The organism is Mesorhizobium sp. M8A.F.Ca.ET.207.01.1.1 (genome assembly GCF_004794715.1).
In the GTDB taxonomy this organism is placed as follows: domain Bacteria; phylum Pseudomonadota; class Alphaproteobacteria; order Rhizobiales; family Rhizobiaceae; genus Mesorhizobium.
Map to the genome: position 1 here is coordinate 724,606 of NZ_SRUS01000003.1, position 15,425 is coordinate 740,030.

Annotated in this window: 17 protein-coding genes; 4 read left to right on the forward strand and 13 right to left on the reverse strand. The window is 64.7% G+C overall.

Annotated elements, in window-relative coordinates; translation table 11 throughout:
* Nucleotides 1-82 precede the first annotated feature (82 nt).
* Entirely contained in the window at nt 83-1,165 is a 1,083-nt protein-coding gene (locus EN850_RS12205; RefSeq protein ID WP_136091322.1) for an acyltransferase, read from the reverse strand.
* 146 nt (nt 1,166-1,311) lie between these two features.
* Nucleotides 1,312-3,219: a propionyl-CoA synthetase gene (locus EN850_RS12210; RefSeq protein ID WP_136091323.1), complete on the reverse strand. Its 1,908-nt coding sequence runs from the start codon at nt 3,217-3,219 to the stop codon at nt 1,312-1,314.
* A 140-nt stretch (nt 3,220-3,359) separates the two neighbouring features.
* On the opposite strand from EN850_RS12210, the gene EN850_RS12215 reads away from it, so the two are divergent.
* From EN850_RS12215 to EN850_RS12230, 4 genes are all read left to right on the forward strand, one after another.
* On the forward strand, nt 3,360-3,584 hold the full coding sequence (locus EN850_RS12215) for a hypothetical protein (protein ID WP_136091324.1): 225 nt from the start codon (nt 3,360-3,362) through the stop codon (nt 3,582-3,584).
* Between the two features lie 433 nt (nt 3,585-4,017).
* Nucleotides 4,018-4,308 (forward strand): PqqD family protein, encoded by a 291-nt coding sequence (locus tag EN850_RS12220; RefSeq protein WP_127280436.1) that lies wholly within the window; start codon nt 4,018-4,020, stop codon nt 4,306-4,308.
* Nucleotides 4,309-4,320: 12 nt separating this feature from the next.
* Nucleotides 4,321-4,755, forward strand: coding sequence for a lasso peptide biosynthesis B2 protein (locus tag EN850_RS12225; protein ID WP_135883682.1), 435 nt, complete (start codon nt 4,321-4,323; stop codon nt 4,753-4,755).
* Complete coding sequence (locus tag EN850_RS12230) at nt 4,752-5,735, forward strand: serine kinase (protein ID WP_136091325.1); 984 nt, start codon at nt 4,752-4,754, stop codon at nt 5,733-5,735. Before EN850_RS12225 ends, EN850_RS12230 begins: the two co-directional genes overlap by 4 nt.
* Nucleotides 5,736-5,743: 8 nt before the next feature.
* On the opposite strand, the gene EN850_RS12235 is transcribed toward EN850_RS12230, so the two are convergent.
* From EN850_RS12235 to EN850_RS12285, 11 genes are all read right to left on the reverse strand, one after another.
* The gene (locus EN850_RS12235; RefSeq protein ID WP_127872998.1) at nt 5,744-6,766 is read right to left on the reverse strand and encodes a nucleotidyltransferase family protein; all 1,023 of its coding nucleotides are present in this window, start codon (nt 6,764-6,766) and stop codon (nt 5,744-5,746) included.
* Nucleotides 6,767-6,836: 70 nt separating this feature from the next.
* A complete protein-coding gene (gene dhaK, locus EN850_RS12240) occupies nt 6,837-7,823 on the reverse strand; it encodes a dihydroxyacetone kinase subunit DhaK (protein WP_127278064.1) in 987 nt (328 codons plus the stop codon).
* Nucleotides 7,824-7,862: 39 nt separating this feature from the next.
* Nucleotides 7,863-8,285, reverse strand: a complete 423-nt coding sequence (locus EN850_RS12245) for a hypothetical protein (protein ID WP_127278065.1) — start codon at nt 8,283-8,285, stop codon at nt 7,863-7,865.
* Between the two features lie 9 nt (nt 8,286-8,294).
* Nucleotides 8,295-9,869, reverse strand: coding sequence for a phosphoenolpyruvate--protein phosphotransferase (ptsP, locus tag EN850_RS12250; protein WP_189521957.1), 1,575 nt, complete (start codon nt 9,867-9,869; stop codon nt 8,295-8,297).
* 41 nt (nt 9,870-9,910) lie between these two features.
* A complete protein-coding gene (locus tag EN850_RS12255) occupies nt 9,911-10,213 on the reverse strand; it encodes an HPr family phosphocarrier protein (RefSeq protein WP_127278067.1) in 303 nt (100 codons plus the stop codon).
* 21 nt (nt 10,214-10,234) lie between these two features.
* Complete coding sequence (gene dhaM, locus EN850_RS12260; protein ID WP_127278068.1) at nt 10,235-10,624, reverse strand: dihydroxyacetone kinase phosphoryl donor subunit DhaM; 390 nt, start codon at nt 10,622-10,624, stop codon at nt 10,235-10,237.
* Entirely contained in the window at nt 10,621-11,223 is a 603-nt protein-coding gene (gene dhaL / locus EN850_RS12265; protein ID WP_127278075.1) for a dihydroxyacetone kinase subunit DhaL, read from the reverse strand. Before dhaL ends, dhaM begins: the two co-directional genes overlap by 4 nt.
* A gap of 72 nt (nt 11,224-11,295) precedes the next feature.
* Entirely contained in the window at nt 11,296-12,939 is a 1,644-nt protein-coding gene (locus tag EN850_RS12270) for a dihydroxyacetone kinase subunit DhaK (RefSeq protein ID WP_136091326.1), read from the reverse strand.
* A gap of 67 nt (nt 12,940-13,006) precedes the next feature.
* On the reverse strand, nt 13,007-14,020 hold the full coding sequence (locus tag EN850_RS12275) for an ABC transporter ATP-binding protein (protein WP_127278070.1): 1,014 nt from the start codon (nt 14,018-14,020) through the stop codon (nt 13,007-13,009).
* Complete coding sequence (locus EN850_RS12280; protein ID WP_136091327.1) at nt 14,013-15,125, reverse strand: ABC transporter ATP-binding protein; 1,113 nt, start codon at nt 15,123-15,125, stop codon at nt 14,013-14,015. The genes EN850_RS12275 and EN850_RS12280 overlap by 8 nt, the downstream gene beginning before the upstream one ends.
* A 2-nt stretch (nt 15,126-15,127) precedes the next feature.
* Nucleotides 15,128-15,331 (reverse strand): hypothetical protein, encoded by a 204-nt coding sequence (locus EN850_RS12285; protein WP_127278072.1) that lies wholly within the window; start codon nt 15,329-15,331, stop codon nt 15,128-15,130.
* Between the last annotated feature and the right edge of the window lie 94 nt (nt 15,332-15,425).

Consider the following 15,425-nt stretch of genomic DNA (forward strand, 5'->3'; position numbering starts at 1 on the left):
TCTTGTTTCGAGACTACGCAAAGTTCCGTCTGCCGCCGCCTTTATGCGGCTGGACAAGAAGCGCGGCGGCGAAGCTGGACGGCTACGCTGCCTTAAGCCGGTAGCGGAAAACCGTGTGGTCGAGCAGTAGCCGGATGCGCGGCTCGGCTTCGGTTGCCACCAGCCAGCTTGCCGCGATCATGGTCGCGGCGACCATCGCCATCGAGAAGAGATATGGCAGCCCGGCGCGGACCATGGCGCCGAGCATCGCCGCGCCGATGACGTCGTGGATCAAATAAAGCGGATAGGTCATCAGGCCGATCCGGCGCCAGCCGCTCCAGCTGAGGTTGAGCCTGAGCGACCACGCCATCAGTGCGATGGCCACGAGGAAGATCAGGATTGGCGGTGCGTAGAGCATCACGGCTCCGACCTTGATGCTGTGGACGTCGACGGAACTCGCGATCTGCAGCACGCCGCCGCCGAGGAACAGCAGGCAGAAGCCAAGGCGGGAAGGCGTCACCGCCTTGAACCGCATCAGCCAGATGAGCACGCCGACCGCGAAGAAGCAGCCATGATGCACCAGGATGAGCTGCAGCCAGCGCGTCTCGGCGAAGTCCGACCAGCCGAGCGGATAATAGAGGCACCAGAACAGCGTGCTGACCAGGCCGATGACGATGGCAACCACTTCCATCAGATGGAAGCGGCCGAGCCGCAGCAGCACCCAGACGATGGCATAGAAGGCGATCTCGATGCCGAGCGTCCAGTAGACGCTGTCAACCCACGGACCATAGGGCGCGAACAGGGCCGTCCGGGCGAGCCTTACCACCGCATCGGTCGGCCAGCTCGAGCCAATCAGCAGCAACAGCGCCGCGGTGATCGGCGCACAGATCCACACCGCCGGCGCCAGCCTTTTGACCCTTGCCTCGAAGAACCGCAGCGGCGTCGAATTCTCGGCGCTGAAGGCAATGACGAAACCGCTGATGACGAAGAAGATCTCGACGCCGACCCAGCCGGATTCGACCCAGGCGCCGATACCGGGCTGTGCGGGAACGCCGCCGGTCGCTTGCGCCGAGATGCCGTCGGGATAGGCCCACACCCAGAAGCCGTAGTGGTAGACCATGACCAGCACGGCGGCGAGAAACCGCAGGATGTCGATGCCGCCGAACGTTGTTTTTTGCTGAGCCATGCGATCCCATCGAATGGCCCCCCACGCGAACTGTAAGGCGGAATGTTGCATTGCACAATCAACGATTGTGCGATGCGTCCATCACAAAGTTCGCCGCGCCGCAACATCGCGGAACTGAAGCTCCACTCATCTGCCGGCAGTGCTCCTCAGACGCCGATACCGCGCGCCTTCAGAGCCGCCGTGATTTCCTCGAGGATGGCGGGGTCGTCGATGGTCGCCGGCATCGTCCACGCTTCCTTGTCGGCGATCTTCTGCATGGTGCCGCGCAGGATCTTGCCCGACCGTGTCTTGGGCAGCCGCTTGATCGTTATCACCGTCTTGAAGGCAGCGACCGGGCCGATGCGCTCGCGCACCAGCGCGACGACCTCCTTTTCGATGGCGCCGCCGTCGCGCGCGACACCGGCGTTCAGCACCACGAAACCGAGCGGAATTTGCCCCTTCATCGCATCGGCGATGCCGACGACGGCGCATTCGGCGACATCGGGATGGGCGGCCAGCACCTCTTCCATCGCGCCGGTCGACAGCCGGTGGCCGGCGACGTTGATGATGTCGTCGGTACGGGCCATCACGTAGAGATAGCCGTCCTCGTCGACCATGCCGGCATCGGCCGTCTTGTAGAAGCCGGGGAACTCATCGAGATAGGCTTGGCGGAAGCGGTCGCCGGCATTCCACAGCGTTGGCAGGCAGCCGGCCGGCAGCGGCAGCTTGACCACGACATTGCCCAGAGTCCCGCGGGGCACTTCATGGCCGGCATCGTCGAGCACGCGGATGTCGTAGCCCGGCATCGGCACCCCGGGCGAGCCGTATTTTACCGGCAAGAGGCCGAGCCCGGCGGGGTTGATCGTCATCGGCGAGCCGGTCTCGGTCTGCCACCAATGGTCGACCACCGGCACGTTGAGCTTTTGCTCCGCCCATTTGATGGTTTCGGGGTCGGCGCGTTCGCCGGCGAGGAACAGCGTGCGGAATTTCGACAGATCGTATTTCGGCACGAACTCGCCCTTGGGGTCCTGTCCCTTGATGGCGCGGAAGGCGGTCGGCGCGGTGAACAGCGCGACCACGCCGTGCTCCGAGATCACCCGCCAGTAGGTGCCGGCATCTGGCGTGCCGATCGGCTTGCCTTCGAAGAGCACGCTGGTGCAGCCATGCAGCAGCGGTCCGTAGACGATGTAGGAATGCCCGACCACCCAGCCGACATCGGACGCTGCCCAGAATACTTCTCCCGGCTTGACGCCGAACTCGTTGTCCATCGTCCATTTCAGCGCGACCATGTGGCCGCCATTGTCGCGCACGATGCCCTTGGGCTGGCCGGTCGTGCCCGAGGTGTAGATAATGTAGAGCGGGTCGGTGGCCAGCACCGGCACGCAGTCGACATTGGCGCCGGCCGCCCGTTCGCGGGCGACCGCGTCGGCATAGTCGATGTCGAAATGGTCCTTCAAATCGCAGCGCAACTGGTCGCGCTGCAGGATCAGGCAGGCGTCCGGCTTATGGCGAGATATCTCGATCGCCTTGTCGAGCAGCGGCTTGTAGGCGACGACCCGGCCCGGCTCCAGGCCGCAGGAGGCCGAGATTATCAGTTTCGGCTTCGCGTCGTCGATGCGGGTGGCAAGCTCATGCGAGGCAAAGCCACCGAACACGACGGAATGCACGGCGCCGATGCGGGCGCAGGCGAGCATGGCGATGGCCGCTTCCGCCACCATCGGCATGTAGATGATGACGCGGTCGCCCTTGCCGATACCGCGGTTCTTCAGCACCGAGGTCAGCGCCACCACTTCGCGTTTGAGTTCGGCATAGGTGAACTTCTTCACCGTTCCGGTGATGGCGCTGTCATGGATCAGTGCGATCTGGTCGGCCCGCCCGCCGGCGACATGCCTGTCTAGGGCGTTGTAGCAGGTGTTGCAGGTCGCGCCGGTGAACCAGCGGCCATAGACGCCGGCTGCTGCATCGAACACCTTGTCCCAGGGCGAATACCAGTCGATGGCCTCGGCCGCGTCGGCCCAGAATTTTTCCGGGTCGCGTTTCCAGCCGTCATAGACCTCGTGATAGCGTGAAGCCATCCATATCCTCCCCAGGAACCATCTGCCGTCCTCGCCAGTAGCCTATGTTGTTTCTTCGGGCGTTGTCTCCCTGCATTTTCGTCTCAGTTGGCCGCGTCTTGACCTGATAGGCGCGGTGTCGTGAAGCGCGCCATCGAGGGGTGAACGAATGCACCATCGGTGGCGTATCGCGCCAGGGCCCGCGATTGTGCTGGTTCAAGACCCTGCATGAGGACAAGGCCGTGCCGGGCTACAGCCTGTCGGAATCCTATGAAAAAAAACCGGCCGGCAAGTCGGCGGTGATCGTTGTGCTGGTGCAGCGCTTCAGCCAGGGCTTTGAGGGGCGCGATCGCCGCTTCATCGCGGTGACCGGACAACCCCGCTGAGCAACCCGTCGATAGCCGTCTAAAGAACCGGATTTGCTGGACAAAAGTCGATCACGCTAGATCGGCAAGGCCACCAGCATGAGGCCGACGCCGCCGAAGATCAAAATGGCTGTCGCAAGCGCTTTTCGATGACGTTCGAAAGTCGTCGGAGCCCGCTCCCAATTGTAACGCATACCCTATCTCCCCAAGATACGGGGAGTTCTTACCTTACCTAAGGGAAGAAAAGCAACGGTCCTGCCGGTCCACGCGCTTGCCTCGCGTGTCATTCCGGCGGCTATTTCTGGGAGGATTTCAGCTGTGGATGGATGTTGCGACTGACAAGGATCTGTCGCTCACACAGAGCTGCGCGGGCCATCCCCCAGCCGGTCGATAGACAGAGCCCCACCACCGCGCTATCTCATTCCGGGGTTTCGCATGGCTTTTGGGGTTCGTGATGGAAATTGCCTCTGGAACGGTTCTGAGATTGGCGGAAGATGCCTCGGTCCAGCATGTCGGCGACGGCGCGGTCGTGCTTTTGGCCCGGAGCGGCCAGCTCTATACCTGCAACGGCACGACCGAAGCCTTTCTCGACAAGGTGGATGGCGCGCGCAGCCTCGGCCAGATCGTCGGCCTGCTTTGCGAGGAGTTCGAAGTCGACAAGGGCACGCTTGACGAGGACATGGCGGCACTGGCCGCCGATCTGGTCTCGGAAGGCATTCTGGCCGCTCCGGGACTTGATAGCTGAAAGTATTGCTTGATGGCGGACAGTCCTCTCCTGCGCGCCTTGTTCCGCTGCCATCTCTGGGCAAGCGCGCGGCTGATGCCGGTCCTCATTGCCAACCGCAGCTTCGAGGAGGTGCTGAAATGGGCGCCGCTTGCCTCGCCGACGCCCTATCGTGGCTTGCCAGCCGCCTACATTGTCGCTCGCGTCAACCGCATTGTCCGCCATCCCTGGCTGATGCGTGACCGCAGATGCCTGCGGGAAGGGCTGCTCGGCCACCGTTTCCTGCGCCTCGCCGGCTTCGATCCGGAGTTGCGTTTCGGCGTCGATCCGAAGTCGCTGCAAGCGTCCCGGCTGTCGGCGCATTGCTGGGTCTGCCTCGACGGCAGGCCGGTGGTCAGCCACAGCCTTCCCGGCATGGTCGAAATCTATCGCCACCATGACCGCGCCACGAAGGTGCGCCCCGCTTGACCAGACCTTGCGTCTACTATGATCTCAACGGCCAGGTGCTCGGCATTTCAGCCGAACGGGCCGAACTATGGCTAGACTTCGACAGGATGCTCGCCGGCCTGCGCGTCGAAGGTTCGACCGAAGCGGATTTTCGTTTCGACATCGCCGACGCGGAAGCATTGGACGAGACACCCGCCGGATCCCTGGTTTTCGAGGGCGAGATACCGGACGACGGCTACTGCCGGATGATCACCCACGGCGCCAGCGTCCATCTGGTCTTGCCAGGACGCCAGACCGTCGAGATCAGCGAGAAGGGCTGGGCTCGGCTTTGCATCGTGCCCGACAGCAAGGCCGCCTGGACGCCGTCGATGCTGATGCTGGACGCCGCGCTCGATGCCGGCGGCCAGCATATGCTGCATACCGCGGGCCTGACGCTGCCGGGCCGGGATGCCGTCGTGCTGATCCATGCCCCGAGCGGTACCGGCAAGACCACGACCTCGCTGGCCCTGGCAACGCATGGTTTCGGCCTGTGCTCCGACGACGCCATGATCCTGAATGTCGCTGGCGCCACGCCGGTTGCCTGGGGTTTGCCACGCCACGTCAAGATCCATGAGAAGACCGCGCGAATGATCCCGCAGGTGGCGCCATGCCTCGGGCCATCCTGGGACCGCAATGGCGAACAGGCTGTTTCGCTGGAAAAGCTGGGCGGGATCGTGAAAATCGAAACCCCGACCGCCCGTCCGGTGGCCGCGCTCCTGCACCTCGCGCGATCCGCCGACGAAGAGACCCGGCTCGTGCCGATGGCCAGGACCGACGCCATGGTGGCGCTGGCGATGGACAACGTCCGAACCGGCGCGACCGGCCTGCTGCCGCTGCAGAAGCGCCGGCTGGCGACGATCGGCAGACTGGTCTCGTCGGTGCCGACCTTCACGCTGGAAGTAGGCGCGCGCCCGGCCGATGCGGCGGCGCTGATAAGCGCCACGTTGACATCACGGGACTGACGGCCACTTCAAGCGGCGTATGGCCTGGCCTTGGCCAGGCGCTGGATCCAGCGAAAGGCATCGCGGCGCAGGCGCGAGCCGATCTTCTCCCTGGAATTGACTCTGAGCAGCGTGTTCGTCGTGATCAGCTTCTTGGCCAACCGTATCGACAGGTCGGGTTTGATCCGCCCGGCAAGTTCGAGCGCATGCGGTTCGCCGAACAGGCGGCCGGTCACGTTGAGCACGATCGCCAGTTCGAGTTCGATGCCGGTCATGCGGGCGGCGTCGAGCAGGCGGGCTTCCGATTCGGGTGATCGCAGCGCGCGTACGCCTTGCAGCACGTCGACACAAAGCTGCAGCCGGTGGAATTTATGCCCGCCGGCGGCATGCACGATGGCGATTGTCAAAAGGGCTGCCGGCGTGTCCATAGCCTCGCCGTCGATGATGCCCAGCTCGCGAAACCCCAGCGACAGGCGGCGACGCATGCCGGTGTCGTGCACAAGGTCGCCATGCAGCTCGACCAGCAGGCTGGAATTCTCCTTTTCCAGCCATTTGAATTCCTGCAGCTGGTAGGATTCCGCCTCGTTGCTGCCAAGCTCGAAGCCTGACGCCGCGATCACCTGGTTTGCCCGTGCAAGGTTGGCGGGCTCGACGAGGATGTCGATGTCGGTGAACGGCCGGTCGGATGCGTTACGGTAGAGTTTTCGCGCGAACACCGGCCCCTTGACGATCCGCGCTGGAATGCCTTCCGCCGCCATCCCCTTCATGATGCGGTCGCCATGATACTGCAGCAGCATCGACTGGCCGGTAGCGATCGTCGCCTTCTGGCGCAGATCGTCGAGTTTGTCCTGCAAGCCAGCGTTCGACGGAAGGTGCGCGTCGCCGCGCTCCCTGAGCTTGCGCAGCATGATCGGCAGGACGCCGTGGAATTCGGCATTGTCGAGCAGAGCCGACAGCGCCTTTGCCGACAAATTGTCCTCGACCGCGGCGGCCTCCGGGTCGGCGAAGCGCAGCAGCAACTTTTCCTCGGCGGGCGTAAGGGATGGCAGCATCAATCCGGACAGGTGTTACCGATAGCGGGATCGCCCGGATGGTCGCAGAAAAGCCAAGGGGAAGCCAGCGTTACATGCCCCAGCGCAGCGCCGCCGTGTGGACAGGTGCGTCCCACCAGCCCGTCAATTCGTCGTCAAGCAGGGTCAGCGTGACCGAGCAGCCGGCCATGTCGAGCGAGGTGACATAGGTGCCAACCAGCGAGCGGGCAATCGTCACGCCATGCTGCTCGAAAATCCGGCGGGCGCTGTTGTACATCAAATAGAGCTCCATCAGCGGCGTGCCGCCGAAGCCGTTGACGAACAGCAGCGCCGGGCCGTTCGCCCTGTCGCCGAGATCGCCCAGGATCGCGGCGCAGATCTCGTGCGCGATCGCATCGGCGCTCCTCAAGGTGTCGCGGCGGCGGCCGGGCTCGCCATGGATGCCGACGCCGAATTCCATCTCGCCATCGCCGATGTCGAAGGTCGGTTTGCCGGCCGCCGGCACGGTGCCGCTGGTCAGCGCCACGCCCATCGAGCGGGTCGCCTCGTTGACGCGGTCGCCCAGCGCCTTCAACGCCGGCAACGCCAGGCCGTGCTCGGCGGCAGCGCCGACGATCTTTTCCACCACCAATGTGCCGGCGACGCCGCGCCGTCCGGTCGTATAGGACGAATTCTCGACGGCGACGTCGTCATTGGTCACCACCTGCAGGACGCCTTCCGACATCTCCGCCGCCATGTCGAAATTCATCACGTCGCCCTCATAGTTCTTGACGATGAACAGGCAGCCGGCGCCAGTGTCGACAGCTTGCGCGGCTGCCAGCATCTGGTCCGGCGTCGGCGAGGTGAACACCTGGCCGGGACAGGCGGCGTCCAGCATGCCATGGCCGACAAAGCCGCCATGCAGCGGCTCGTGGCCGGAGCCGCCGCCGGAGATCAGCGCCACCTTGCCCGGCTCGAGGGCCTTGCGGCGGATGAATTTGTGCTCCTCGCCAAGCACGAGGATGTCGGCATGGGCGGCCACGAAACCGTCGAGGCTCTCGGTCAGCACCGTGTCCACCGAGTTCATGAATTTCTTCACGGCCGTCTCCTCCCGAAATAGCCTGGCATCAAGGGTCGATCAGCCACTCTTGCCGGTGATGCTGGTGACCTTCTGGATGAATTCGTTGATCGCGCGGTCGAGCGCTGCATTCTGCTTGTCATCGCCGAAATCCGGCACGATGAGCGAAACGTGCCTTGTCTTGCGTGCGCCCGCGGCGACCGAGATCTTCCCGGGATGTGCCTGGTGATAGGCGGCGAGAAACTGGTCGCGCTCGGCTGGGCTGAAATGGCAGACGGAAAAGATGGCGGGCAGATGTTTTGACGGGATCGGGATCGAATAGGCGGGGCTCGAAATCTGCGTGACGAAGCTGCGGTGCTTGCCGAGCGCGTCGGCGAGGCGCTGGCGCATGCCCGACGGGCGCTGGTCGATGACCTGCGACAGGATCGTCTTGTAGGCGCGGATCGCCTCCTCGGAGCCGGGTTGGTATGCGTTGTCGATCATGCCAGCCGCCTAGACCGGGACGTCCGCGATGGCCGCCTTGGCCATGGCGAGTTGCGCCGGCGCGACCGAGAGATCGCGCAGGCCGGCCTCGAGCAACGATGGGATCGAAGCAGGATCACCGCCGGCGTCGCCGCACAGGCTGACGGGGATACCGTTCTCCTGTCCGAAGGCCGCGACCGAACCGACCAACCGCAGTACGGCCGGATGGCGGACGGAGTTGAGATGCGCGACCGCGGCATTGTCGCGGGCAGCCGCCATCACATATTGCGTGAGGTCGTTGGAGCCGATCGAGAAGAAGGCGACGCCGGCGAACGCCTCCGGCGCGATGGCCACCGAGGGCACCTCGACCATGATGCCGAGCGGCGGCATTTTGTGCGCGACGCCGCGCGCGGCGAGCGCCGCCCGCTCCTCGGCGAACAGGGCGGCGGCGCGTTCATACTCTTCTGATGTGGCGATCATCGGAAACATGACTTTGAGATTGCCGTGTGGTGCGGCGCGCAGCAATGCCCTGATTTGAACACGGAATATATCCAGCCTGGCCAGCGACAGCCTGATGCCGCGCAGGCCGAGGAACGGATTTCCTTCCTCGACGGTGAAGCCCGGCACCGGCTTGTCGCCTCCGGCATCGACGGTGCGGATCGTCACCGGTTTTTCGCCGGCCCATTCCAGCACCTTGCGATAGGCGCGATACTGCGTCTCTTCATCCGGCAGCGTCTTGCCGAACAGGAATTCCGTACGCATCAGGCCGACACCATCGCAGGTCGCGATGTCGATGGCATCGACATCGCGGGGGTCGGCGATGTTGACCTGCACGCGCACCGCGGTGCCGCGCTTCGTCGCCGCCGGCCGCGCCAGAAATGTCTGTGCCTTGCCCTGTCGAGCCGCGAAGGAAGACGACGCCTGTCGGAACGAGCCGATCTCCGTGAGCGAGGGCGCCAGAACGATAGTCCCGTGCTCGGCGTCGAGCAGCGCCATGCCGGAACCAGCGGTGAGCGGCTCGCGCAGACCCACGACCATCGGCACGCCACGCGAGCGCGCCAGCATGGCGACGTGGCTGGCAGTGCTGCCTGCCTTCAGCGCGATGCCGCCGCCATGGCTCCAGTCGGTTTCGAGAAACCGCGTCGGCGCGATATCCTCGCCGCAGAGAATGGCGCCGGCCGGTGCCGTGCTGTCACCGTCCTCGGTGAGCGCGCGCAGCACCTGGTCCCTGATATCGCGCAGGTCCGCGGCGCGGGCGCGGAAATAATCCTGGTCCGAGGCGTCGTAGCCGGCGATCTCGGCATCGAGTGCCTGCCGCCAGGCCGCGTCGGCGGTTTTTCCGGAAGCGATCGATGCGAAGGCCGGCCCGCTCAGCGCATCGTCTTCCAGCATGGCGATGTGGAATTCGAGTATGCCGGCGGCATCGCTGTCGGCGGTCCCGACCATGGCCACGAGCCGGCTCACCGCCTTGCCGATCGCGGCTTCCAGCGACAACGTCTCCTCGGCGGAGCTTGCCTTGCTTGCATAGACGCCGGCAGGCCGGTCCAGTTCGAACAGGGGCCCCTCGGCATAGCCGGCCGAGGCCGGAACACCTTCAATGCGCATGGCCCGCATTCCCTGCGGGCCGGCCAAGGCATGCAACGGCCTCAAGCCGAGCGGACATGGCCGGCGTCCTCGTCGAAATCGCGCTGCACCAGTTCGATCAGCGCGCGGATCGCATCATCGGCGCCATCGCCTTTGGCCCTGATATGCAGCACCGTGCCCTTCGGCGCCTTGGCTGCCATCACCTTGACGATGCTTTTTGCGTCGAACCACGGGCCGTTGGCGGCGAGTGCAATTTCCACATCGGCGGCAAAGCTCTTGGCCAGCTTGGTGAACTTCACCGAAGGACGCGCATGCAGGCCCACATCGTGGGTGATCAGGACGGTCGCTTCTGCGGTTGCGGACATGTCTTCAAAAACCCCGTTCACTCACGACGGCGACAATTCGTGCGCCGTCGCCACCACTTCCCGGAGCGAGGCGCCGCCGGAGGCCTCGGTCGCCGCCATTACCGCGCCCTCGACGATCGGCGCGTTGCAGACGATGATCTTCTGCGCGCGCGGTTCGCCGATCATCTCCACCGCCATCTCCGAATTGGTCTCGGCGCCGCCGAGATCGACAAGGATGGCGACACCGGCTTCCGACCAGGCCTTGTCGATGGCGCCCATGATCGCCTCGACACTGGTGCCGAGCCCGCCATGGCCGTTTCCGCCGCACCATGCAAGCGGCACTTCGTCGCCCACCATCTGGCGTACCATGTCGGCTGTGCCCTCCGCGACCAGCGGCGAATGCGAGACGATCACGATCCCGACATTGCTCATGCGCTTTCCCCGATCGCCTGTCCCACCGTGCGCACCAGCAGCGCGGTCGAGCGCGCGCCGGCATCCATATGGCCGATCGAGCGGTCGCCGAGGAACGAGGCACGCCCACGCAGCGCCTTCATCGGCACGGTCGCTTCGGCGGCGGCGTCGGCGATGTCGACTATTTCAGCTACCGTCTTTCCCCCGGCTAACGCGTCATGCACCGGTTGCAGCACATCGAGCATGGTTTTCTGGCCAACCTGTGACTTGCCGCGCGCGGCCACCGCTTCGATCGCCTTGCCGAAGGCAGTCGTCAGGTTGGCGCGATCAGGTTCCGCCGAAATCTCCTTGCCGAGCGCCATGAACAACGTGCCGAAGAGTGGGCCGGACGCACCGCCCACCGTCATCACCAGCTTGGTGCCGATCGCCTTCAGTGTGTCTGGCAGCGGCTTTGCCGCGAACACATCCGCCTCGGCGCGCACGGCCTCGAAGCCGCGCTTCATGTTCAGTCCATGGTCGCCGTCGCCGATCGCCTGGTCGAGCGCCGTCAATTCCTCGGCGTGCTCGGCAATCGTATCCGCGGCGGCCGTGATCAGCTTCGAAAGATTCAGCGCCGTCATGTCGCCCGAATTCCCGGTTTGCACCTTGCCGGCAGTAGCGAAAGAACGGTCGTTCGGCAACTGGAGCATGCGTCAGGCCGTGGCATGCTGCGCGGCGGCGGCCGCGAACACTTCGGCCACGGCATGAGCACCGGGGTCGACCACACCTTGCAATTTGGTGCCGACATAAGCCGACCGGCCGGCCTTCGCCCTCTCCATCGCGGCCGTGGCTTCGGCGCCGCGCGCGGCCACTATCGCGGCTTCCTCCAGGCCCTTGGCGTCGAGCGCCCTCAGGGCCGGCTCCAGCGCGTCGACCATAGTGCGATCGCCGGGTTTTGCGCCGCCGTAGAAGGTCATTCGTTCAAGCCCGGCAAGCAGGGCCTTGGGCACATCAGTGCCGCCATCGAGGGCCCGCGACGCCGCTGTGAAGAAGATCGACAACAACACCCCACTGGAGCCGCCCATCGAGGCGCTCAGAAGGTCGCCGACGGCGCCAAGCGTCGCTGCGGGGTCGGCAAGCGGCAGCGTATCGAGCCGTTCGAGGATGCTGCGTGCGCCGGTCGCTGCCGTCGAGCCGGTGTCACCGTCGCCTGCCTTGGCGTCCAGGCCGTTCAATGTCGCTTCAAGCCAAATCAGCTTTTCACAGACCGTCACGATCAAGCGCCTTGTGCCTGCGTCGTGGCTGGCCTTGCGTGCCGCGCCTTCGTGCGCTGGTTTGACCAGCGGCACGACATAAGGCTCCACGACCGGCTTTGCCGGCATCCAGGCGTGCGGGCCGACCGGCGCCAGCAGGGCCGCTTGGCGCGCCGCATCGAGCCGGATCAGCGACAGCGAGAACCCGTTCATGTTGAGCGCCGTCATCAGCGGGCCGGGACCGATCGTCAACTTGACGGCCCTGGCGAGCGGCGAGGCAAGTACCGCATTGGCGACCAAGGACATTTCGAGCGGTGGCACCGAACCGAGATTGTTGATCAGCAAGGCATAGGTGGCCTTCGGGTCGAGCCGCACTGCCAAGCGCTCCGCCATGATCGCCACCAGCCGGTCGACGCTCTGCACCGCGATGCGCTCGACGCCAGGCTCGCCATGGATGCCAAGGCCGAGTTCGCCATCATCGGCTCCAAACCTGTCTTCATGCGGCTGGCCCGGGATCGAACAGGACGACAGCGATATGCCGAGCGAAATGATATCCTTCGCCGCCGTCCGCGCCGCGGCCGCGATCTCGGCCAGATCCCGGCCGGCTTCCGACAGATGGCCTGCAATCTTGTGCACGAACAGGGTGCCCGCGACACCGCGCGGCTGGGCGATGTCAGGCAGCGCGATGTCGTCGGCGACGATCACCATCTCGACTCGAAAGCCTTCGGCGCGCGCCTTTTCCGCAGCGAGGCCGAAATTGAGCCGGTCACCGGTGTAGTTCTTGACGATCAGCAGGCAGCCGGCCGGTCCGGTGACCGCGCGAATGGCCGCCAGCACCGCTTCGACGCTCGGCGAGGCAAAGATCTCGCCCGAGACGGCAGCTGTCAGCATGCCCTTGCCGACGAAGCCGGCATGCGACGGCTCGTGCCCGGCGCCGCCGCCGGAGACGACGCTGACCTTGGACTTGTCCCAATCGGCGCGCAGCACGACCTTGATCTCGGGATAGCCGTCGAGGCGCGCGAGGTTGCCTGAGCCAATGGTGCGCAACAATCCGTCCAGCGCCTCGGTGACGATCGTTGCCCTGCGGTTGAAAAAGTGCTTCATCGAATTGGTCCCGTATTTCGTCAATCAGAAGCCGGCATCACCTTGGCGAGGGACGCCGAAAAACCATTCACGTCAGTCGTTGTCCGTCAGCGCCGAAATAGAGCGGCGAGCGATAGCGGATCACCACTTTGTCGCCTTGCCCCAGATCCGTGTCGGGATCGGTCAGCGTCACCAGTTTCTTCGGCCCCACCGTCACATGCAGATGGTTCTGGTCGCCGAGATGCTCGACCCAGTCGACGACGCCGTCGGCATGGCCATTCACGGCTTTCTCGATCGCCAGGTGCTCGGTCCGCGCGCCGATCGTCTTGGTGCCGGCCGGCGCGCTGCCATCCGGCAGCAGCCCCGTCGGTAGAAGATTGATGGCGGGCTGGCCGAGCCGTGCCGCGACGTGCAGATTTGCCGGCTCGGAGTAGATGGTTCGCGGCGTGCCGATCTGCACCAGCACGCCATCGGCCAGGATGCCGATGCGATCGGCCATGGTCATGGCCTCGATCTGGTCGTGGGTGACGTAGAGCATGGTGGCGCCGAGTTCGGACTGGATGCGTTTCAGCTCGAGCCTGAGATCCGCGCGCAGCTTGGCGTCCAGCGACGACAGCGGTTCGTCCATCAGGTAGATGGACGGCTTGCGCACCAGCGCGCGGCCGATGGCGACGCGCTGCATTTCGCCGCCCGACAATTTGGTCGAACGGTTGGCGAGCTTGTGATGGATGCGCACCATCTTCGCCACCTCCTCGACCCGGCGGCGAATCTGGTCTTCCGGTATTTTTCGTGCCGGCGAGCGCAGGGGAAAGGCGAGATTGTCGAACACCGACAGATGCGGATAGAGCGAATATTGCTGGAAAACGAAAGCGGTGTCGCGCTCGGCCGGTGACAGGCTGGTGGCATTGTGGCCGCCGATCTCGATCGTACCGGTATCCGGCCGCTCCAGTCCGGCGATCAGGCGCAATGTCGTCGTCTTGCCGGCGCCGGTCGGCCCGAGCAGCACGACGAATTCGCCGTCTGATATATGCAGGTCGAGACCGTTGACGGCGACATGCTCGCCGAAACTCTTGGTCACGCCTTTGATGCGCACATCAGCCATGCTGCACTCTCCCCTGAGAGGCGGTATCGTGGATCGCCGTCTTCACCGCGCGCCCTGAGCCTTTTTCGAACAGCGACAGCCGCGCGCTGTTCAGCGTCAGGCCGACATGGTCGCCGGCGTTGAGCCGGATTTCGGCCGGCACACGCGCCTTGATGATGCCGTCCGATGTCTCCACCGCGACGATCTGCGTGGTGCCGAGATATTCGGTGCCGTAGATTGCGCCGCGCAGTTTCGATGCGTCGTCGAAGCGGATGTGTTCGGGGCGGATGCCGAGCGCCATGTCGGCCGGCGCCACATCCTCGCGCACCTCCGGCACCGTGACTTTGGCGCCCTGCACGACGATCTCCTTCGCGCCCTTGGCGAGCCCGCCGCCGAAGCCCAGAAAGTTCATCGGCGGCGAGCCGATGAAGTCGGCGACGAACATGGTCGCCGGGCGGTCGTAAATCTCGCGTGGCGTGCCGAACTGCTCGATGACGCCATGGTTCATGACGGCGATCTTGTCGGCCATCGACATCGCTTCCATCTGGTCATGCGTGACATAGACCGTGGTGGCGTGGATGCGGTTGTGCAGTTCGCGCAATTCATGGACCATCAAATCGCGGAATTCGGTGTCGAGCGTCCCCAGCGGTTCGTCCATCAGGAAGCATTTTGGCCGCCGCACGATGGCGCGGCCGAGCGCGACGCGCTGGCGGTCGCCACCGGCGAGGCCGGAGACGGATTTGTCGAGCAGATGGTCGATGCGCAGAAGCTTCGCGGTTTCCTCGACGCGGCTGCGGATTTCGGCGGAGGGCATGCCTTGCGCCAGCAGCGGGAAGCCGATGTTCTTGCGTACATTCATGTGCGGGTAGAGCGCGAACAGCTGGAAGACGAAGGCGATGTCGCGCTCGCGCGCCCTGAGCATGGTAACGTCGTCGCCGCCGAGCAGGATCTGGCCGCCCGTCGGCAGCTCAAGCCCGGCGATCATGCGCAGTGTCGTCGTCTTGCCGCAGCCCGATGGGCCGAGCATGACGAAGAACTCGCCATCCTCGACGACGAAGTTGGAATCCTGCACGGCGACGAAATCGCCGAAGGCCTTTCTCAGATGCTGGACGCGGATTTCGGCCATGATTATTCCGGGAATTTCGAGACGATGATGAACATCACCGTGCCGGCAAGCATGGTGATGAAGGAATAGGTGTAGAGCGACAGCGCGAAGGGCTGGAACAGCATCAGGAAACCGATGGCGATCAGTGCGGTCGCGATGTTTTCCATCAGCCCGCGCCTGGCCCAGCGGGGCCAAGATGGGCGCTTGGAGATAACCGAGCGGCTCATGCGTTCCTCCCCTCCTTCTCCCCGTTCACGGGGAGAGATGGTTGCCAGGTGGTTCCCCCACTCCGTCGCTGCTTCGCAGTGCCACCTCTCCCCC

What these genes read in the sequence shown, in the direction of transcription:
- EN850_RS12270 (WP_136091326.1), bottom strand. Translation starts at nt 12,939, where the DNA reads ATGAAGCACTTTTTCAACCGCAGGGCAACGATCGTCACCGAGGCGCTG.
- EN850_RS12235 (WP_127872998.1), bottom strand. Translation starts at nt 6,766, where the DNA reads ATGCTGCCATCCCTTACGCCCGCCGAGGAAAAGTTGCTGCTGCGCTTC.
- dhaM (WP_127278068.1), bottom strand. Translation starts at nt 10,624, where the DNA reads ATGAGCAATGTCGGGATCGTGATCGTCTCGCATTCGCCGCTGGTCGCG.
- EN850_RS12210 (WP_136091323.1), bottom strand. Translation starts at nt 3,219, where the DNA reads ATGGCTTCACGCTATCACGAGGTCTATGACGGCTGGAAACGCGACCCG.
- EN850_RS12275 (WP_127278070.1), bottom strand. Translation starts at nt 14,020, where the DNA reads ATGGCTGATGTGCGCATCAAAGGCGTGACCAAGAGTTTCGGCGAGCAT.
- EN850_RS12255 (WP_127278067.1), bottom strand. Translation starts at nt 10,213, where the DNA reads ATGTCCGCAACCGCAGAAGCGACCGTCCTGATCACCCACGATGTGGGC.
- EN850_RS12280 (WP_136091327.1), bottom strand. Translation starts at nt 15,125, where the DNA reads ATGGCCGAAATCCGCGTCCAGCATCTGAGAAAGGCCTTCGGCGATTTC.
- dhaL (WP_127278075.1), bottom strand. Translation starts at nt 11,223, where the DNA reads ATGACGGCGCTGAATCTTTCGAAGCTGATCACGGCCGCCGCGGATACG.
- EN850_RS12285 (WP_127278072.1), bottom strand. Translation starts at nt 15,331, where the DNA reads ATGAGCCGCTCGGTTATCTCCAAGCGCCCATCTTGGCCCCGCTGGGCC.
- EN850_RS12205 (WP_136091322.1), bottom strand. Translation starts at nt 1,165, where the DNA reads ATGGCTCAGCAAAAAACAACGTTCGGCGGCATCGACATCCTGCGGTTT.
- EN850_RS12220 (WP_127280436.1), top strand. Translation starts at nt 4,018, where the DNA reads ATGGAAATTGCCTCTGGAACGGTTCTGAGATTGGCGGAAGATGCCTCG.
- EN850_RS12245 (WP_127278065.1), bottom strand. Translation starts at nt 8,285, where the DNA reads ATGATCGACAACGCATACCAACCCGGCTCCGAGGAGGCGATCCGCGCC.
- EN850_RS12225 (WP_135883682.1), top strand. Translation starts at nt 4,321, where the DNA reads ATGGCGGACAGTCCTCTCCTGCGCGCCTTGTTCCGCTGCCATCTCTGG.
- ptsP (WP_189521957.1), bottom strand. Translation starts at nt 9,869, where the DNA reads ATGCGCATTGAAGGTGTTCCGGCCTCGGCCGGCTATGCCGAGGGGCCC.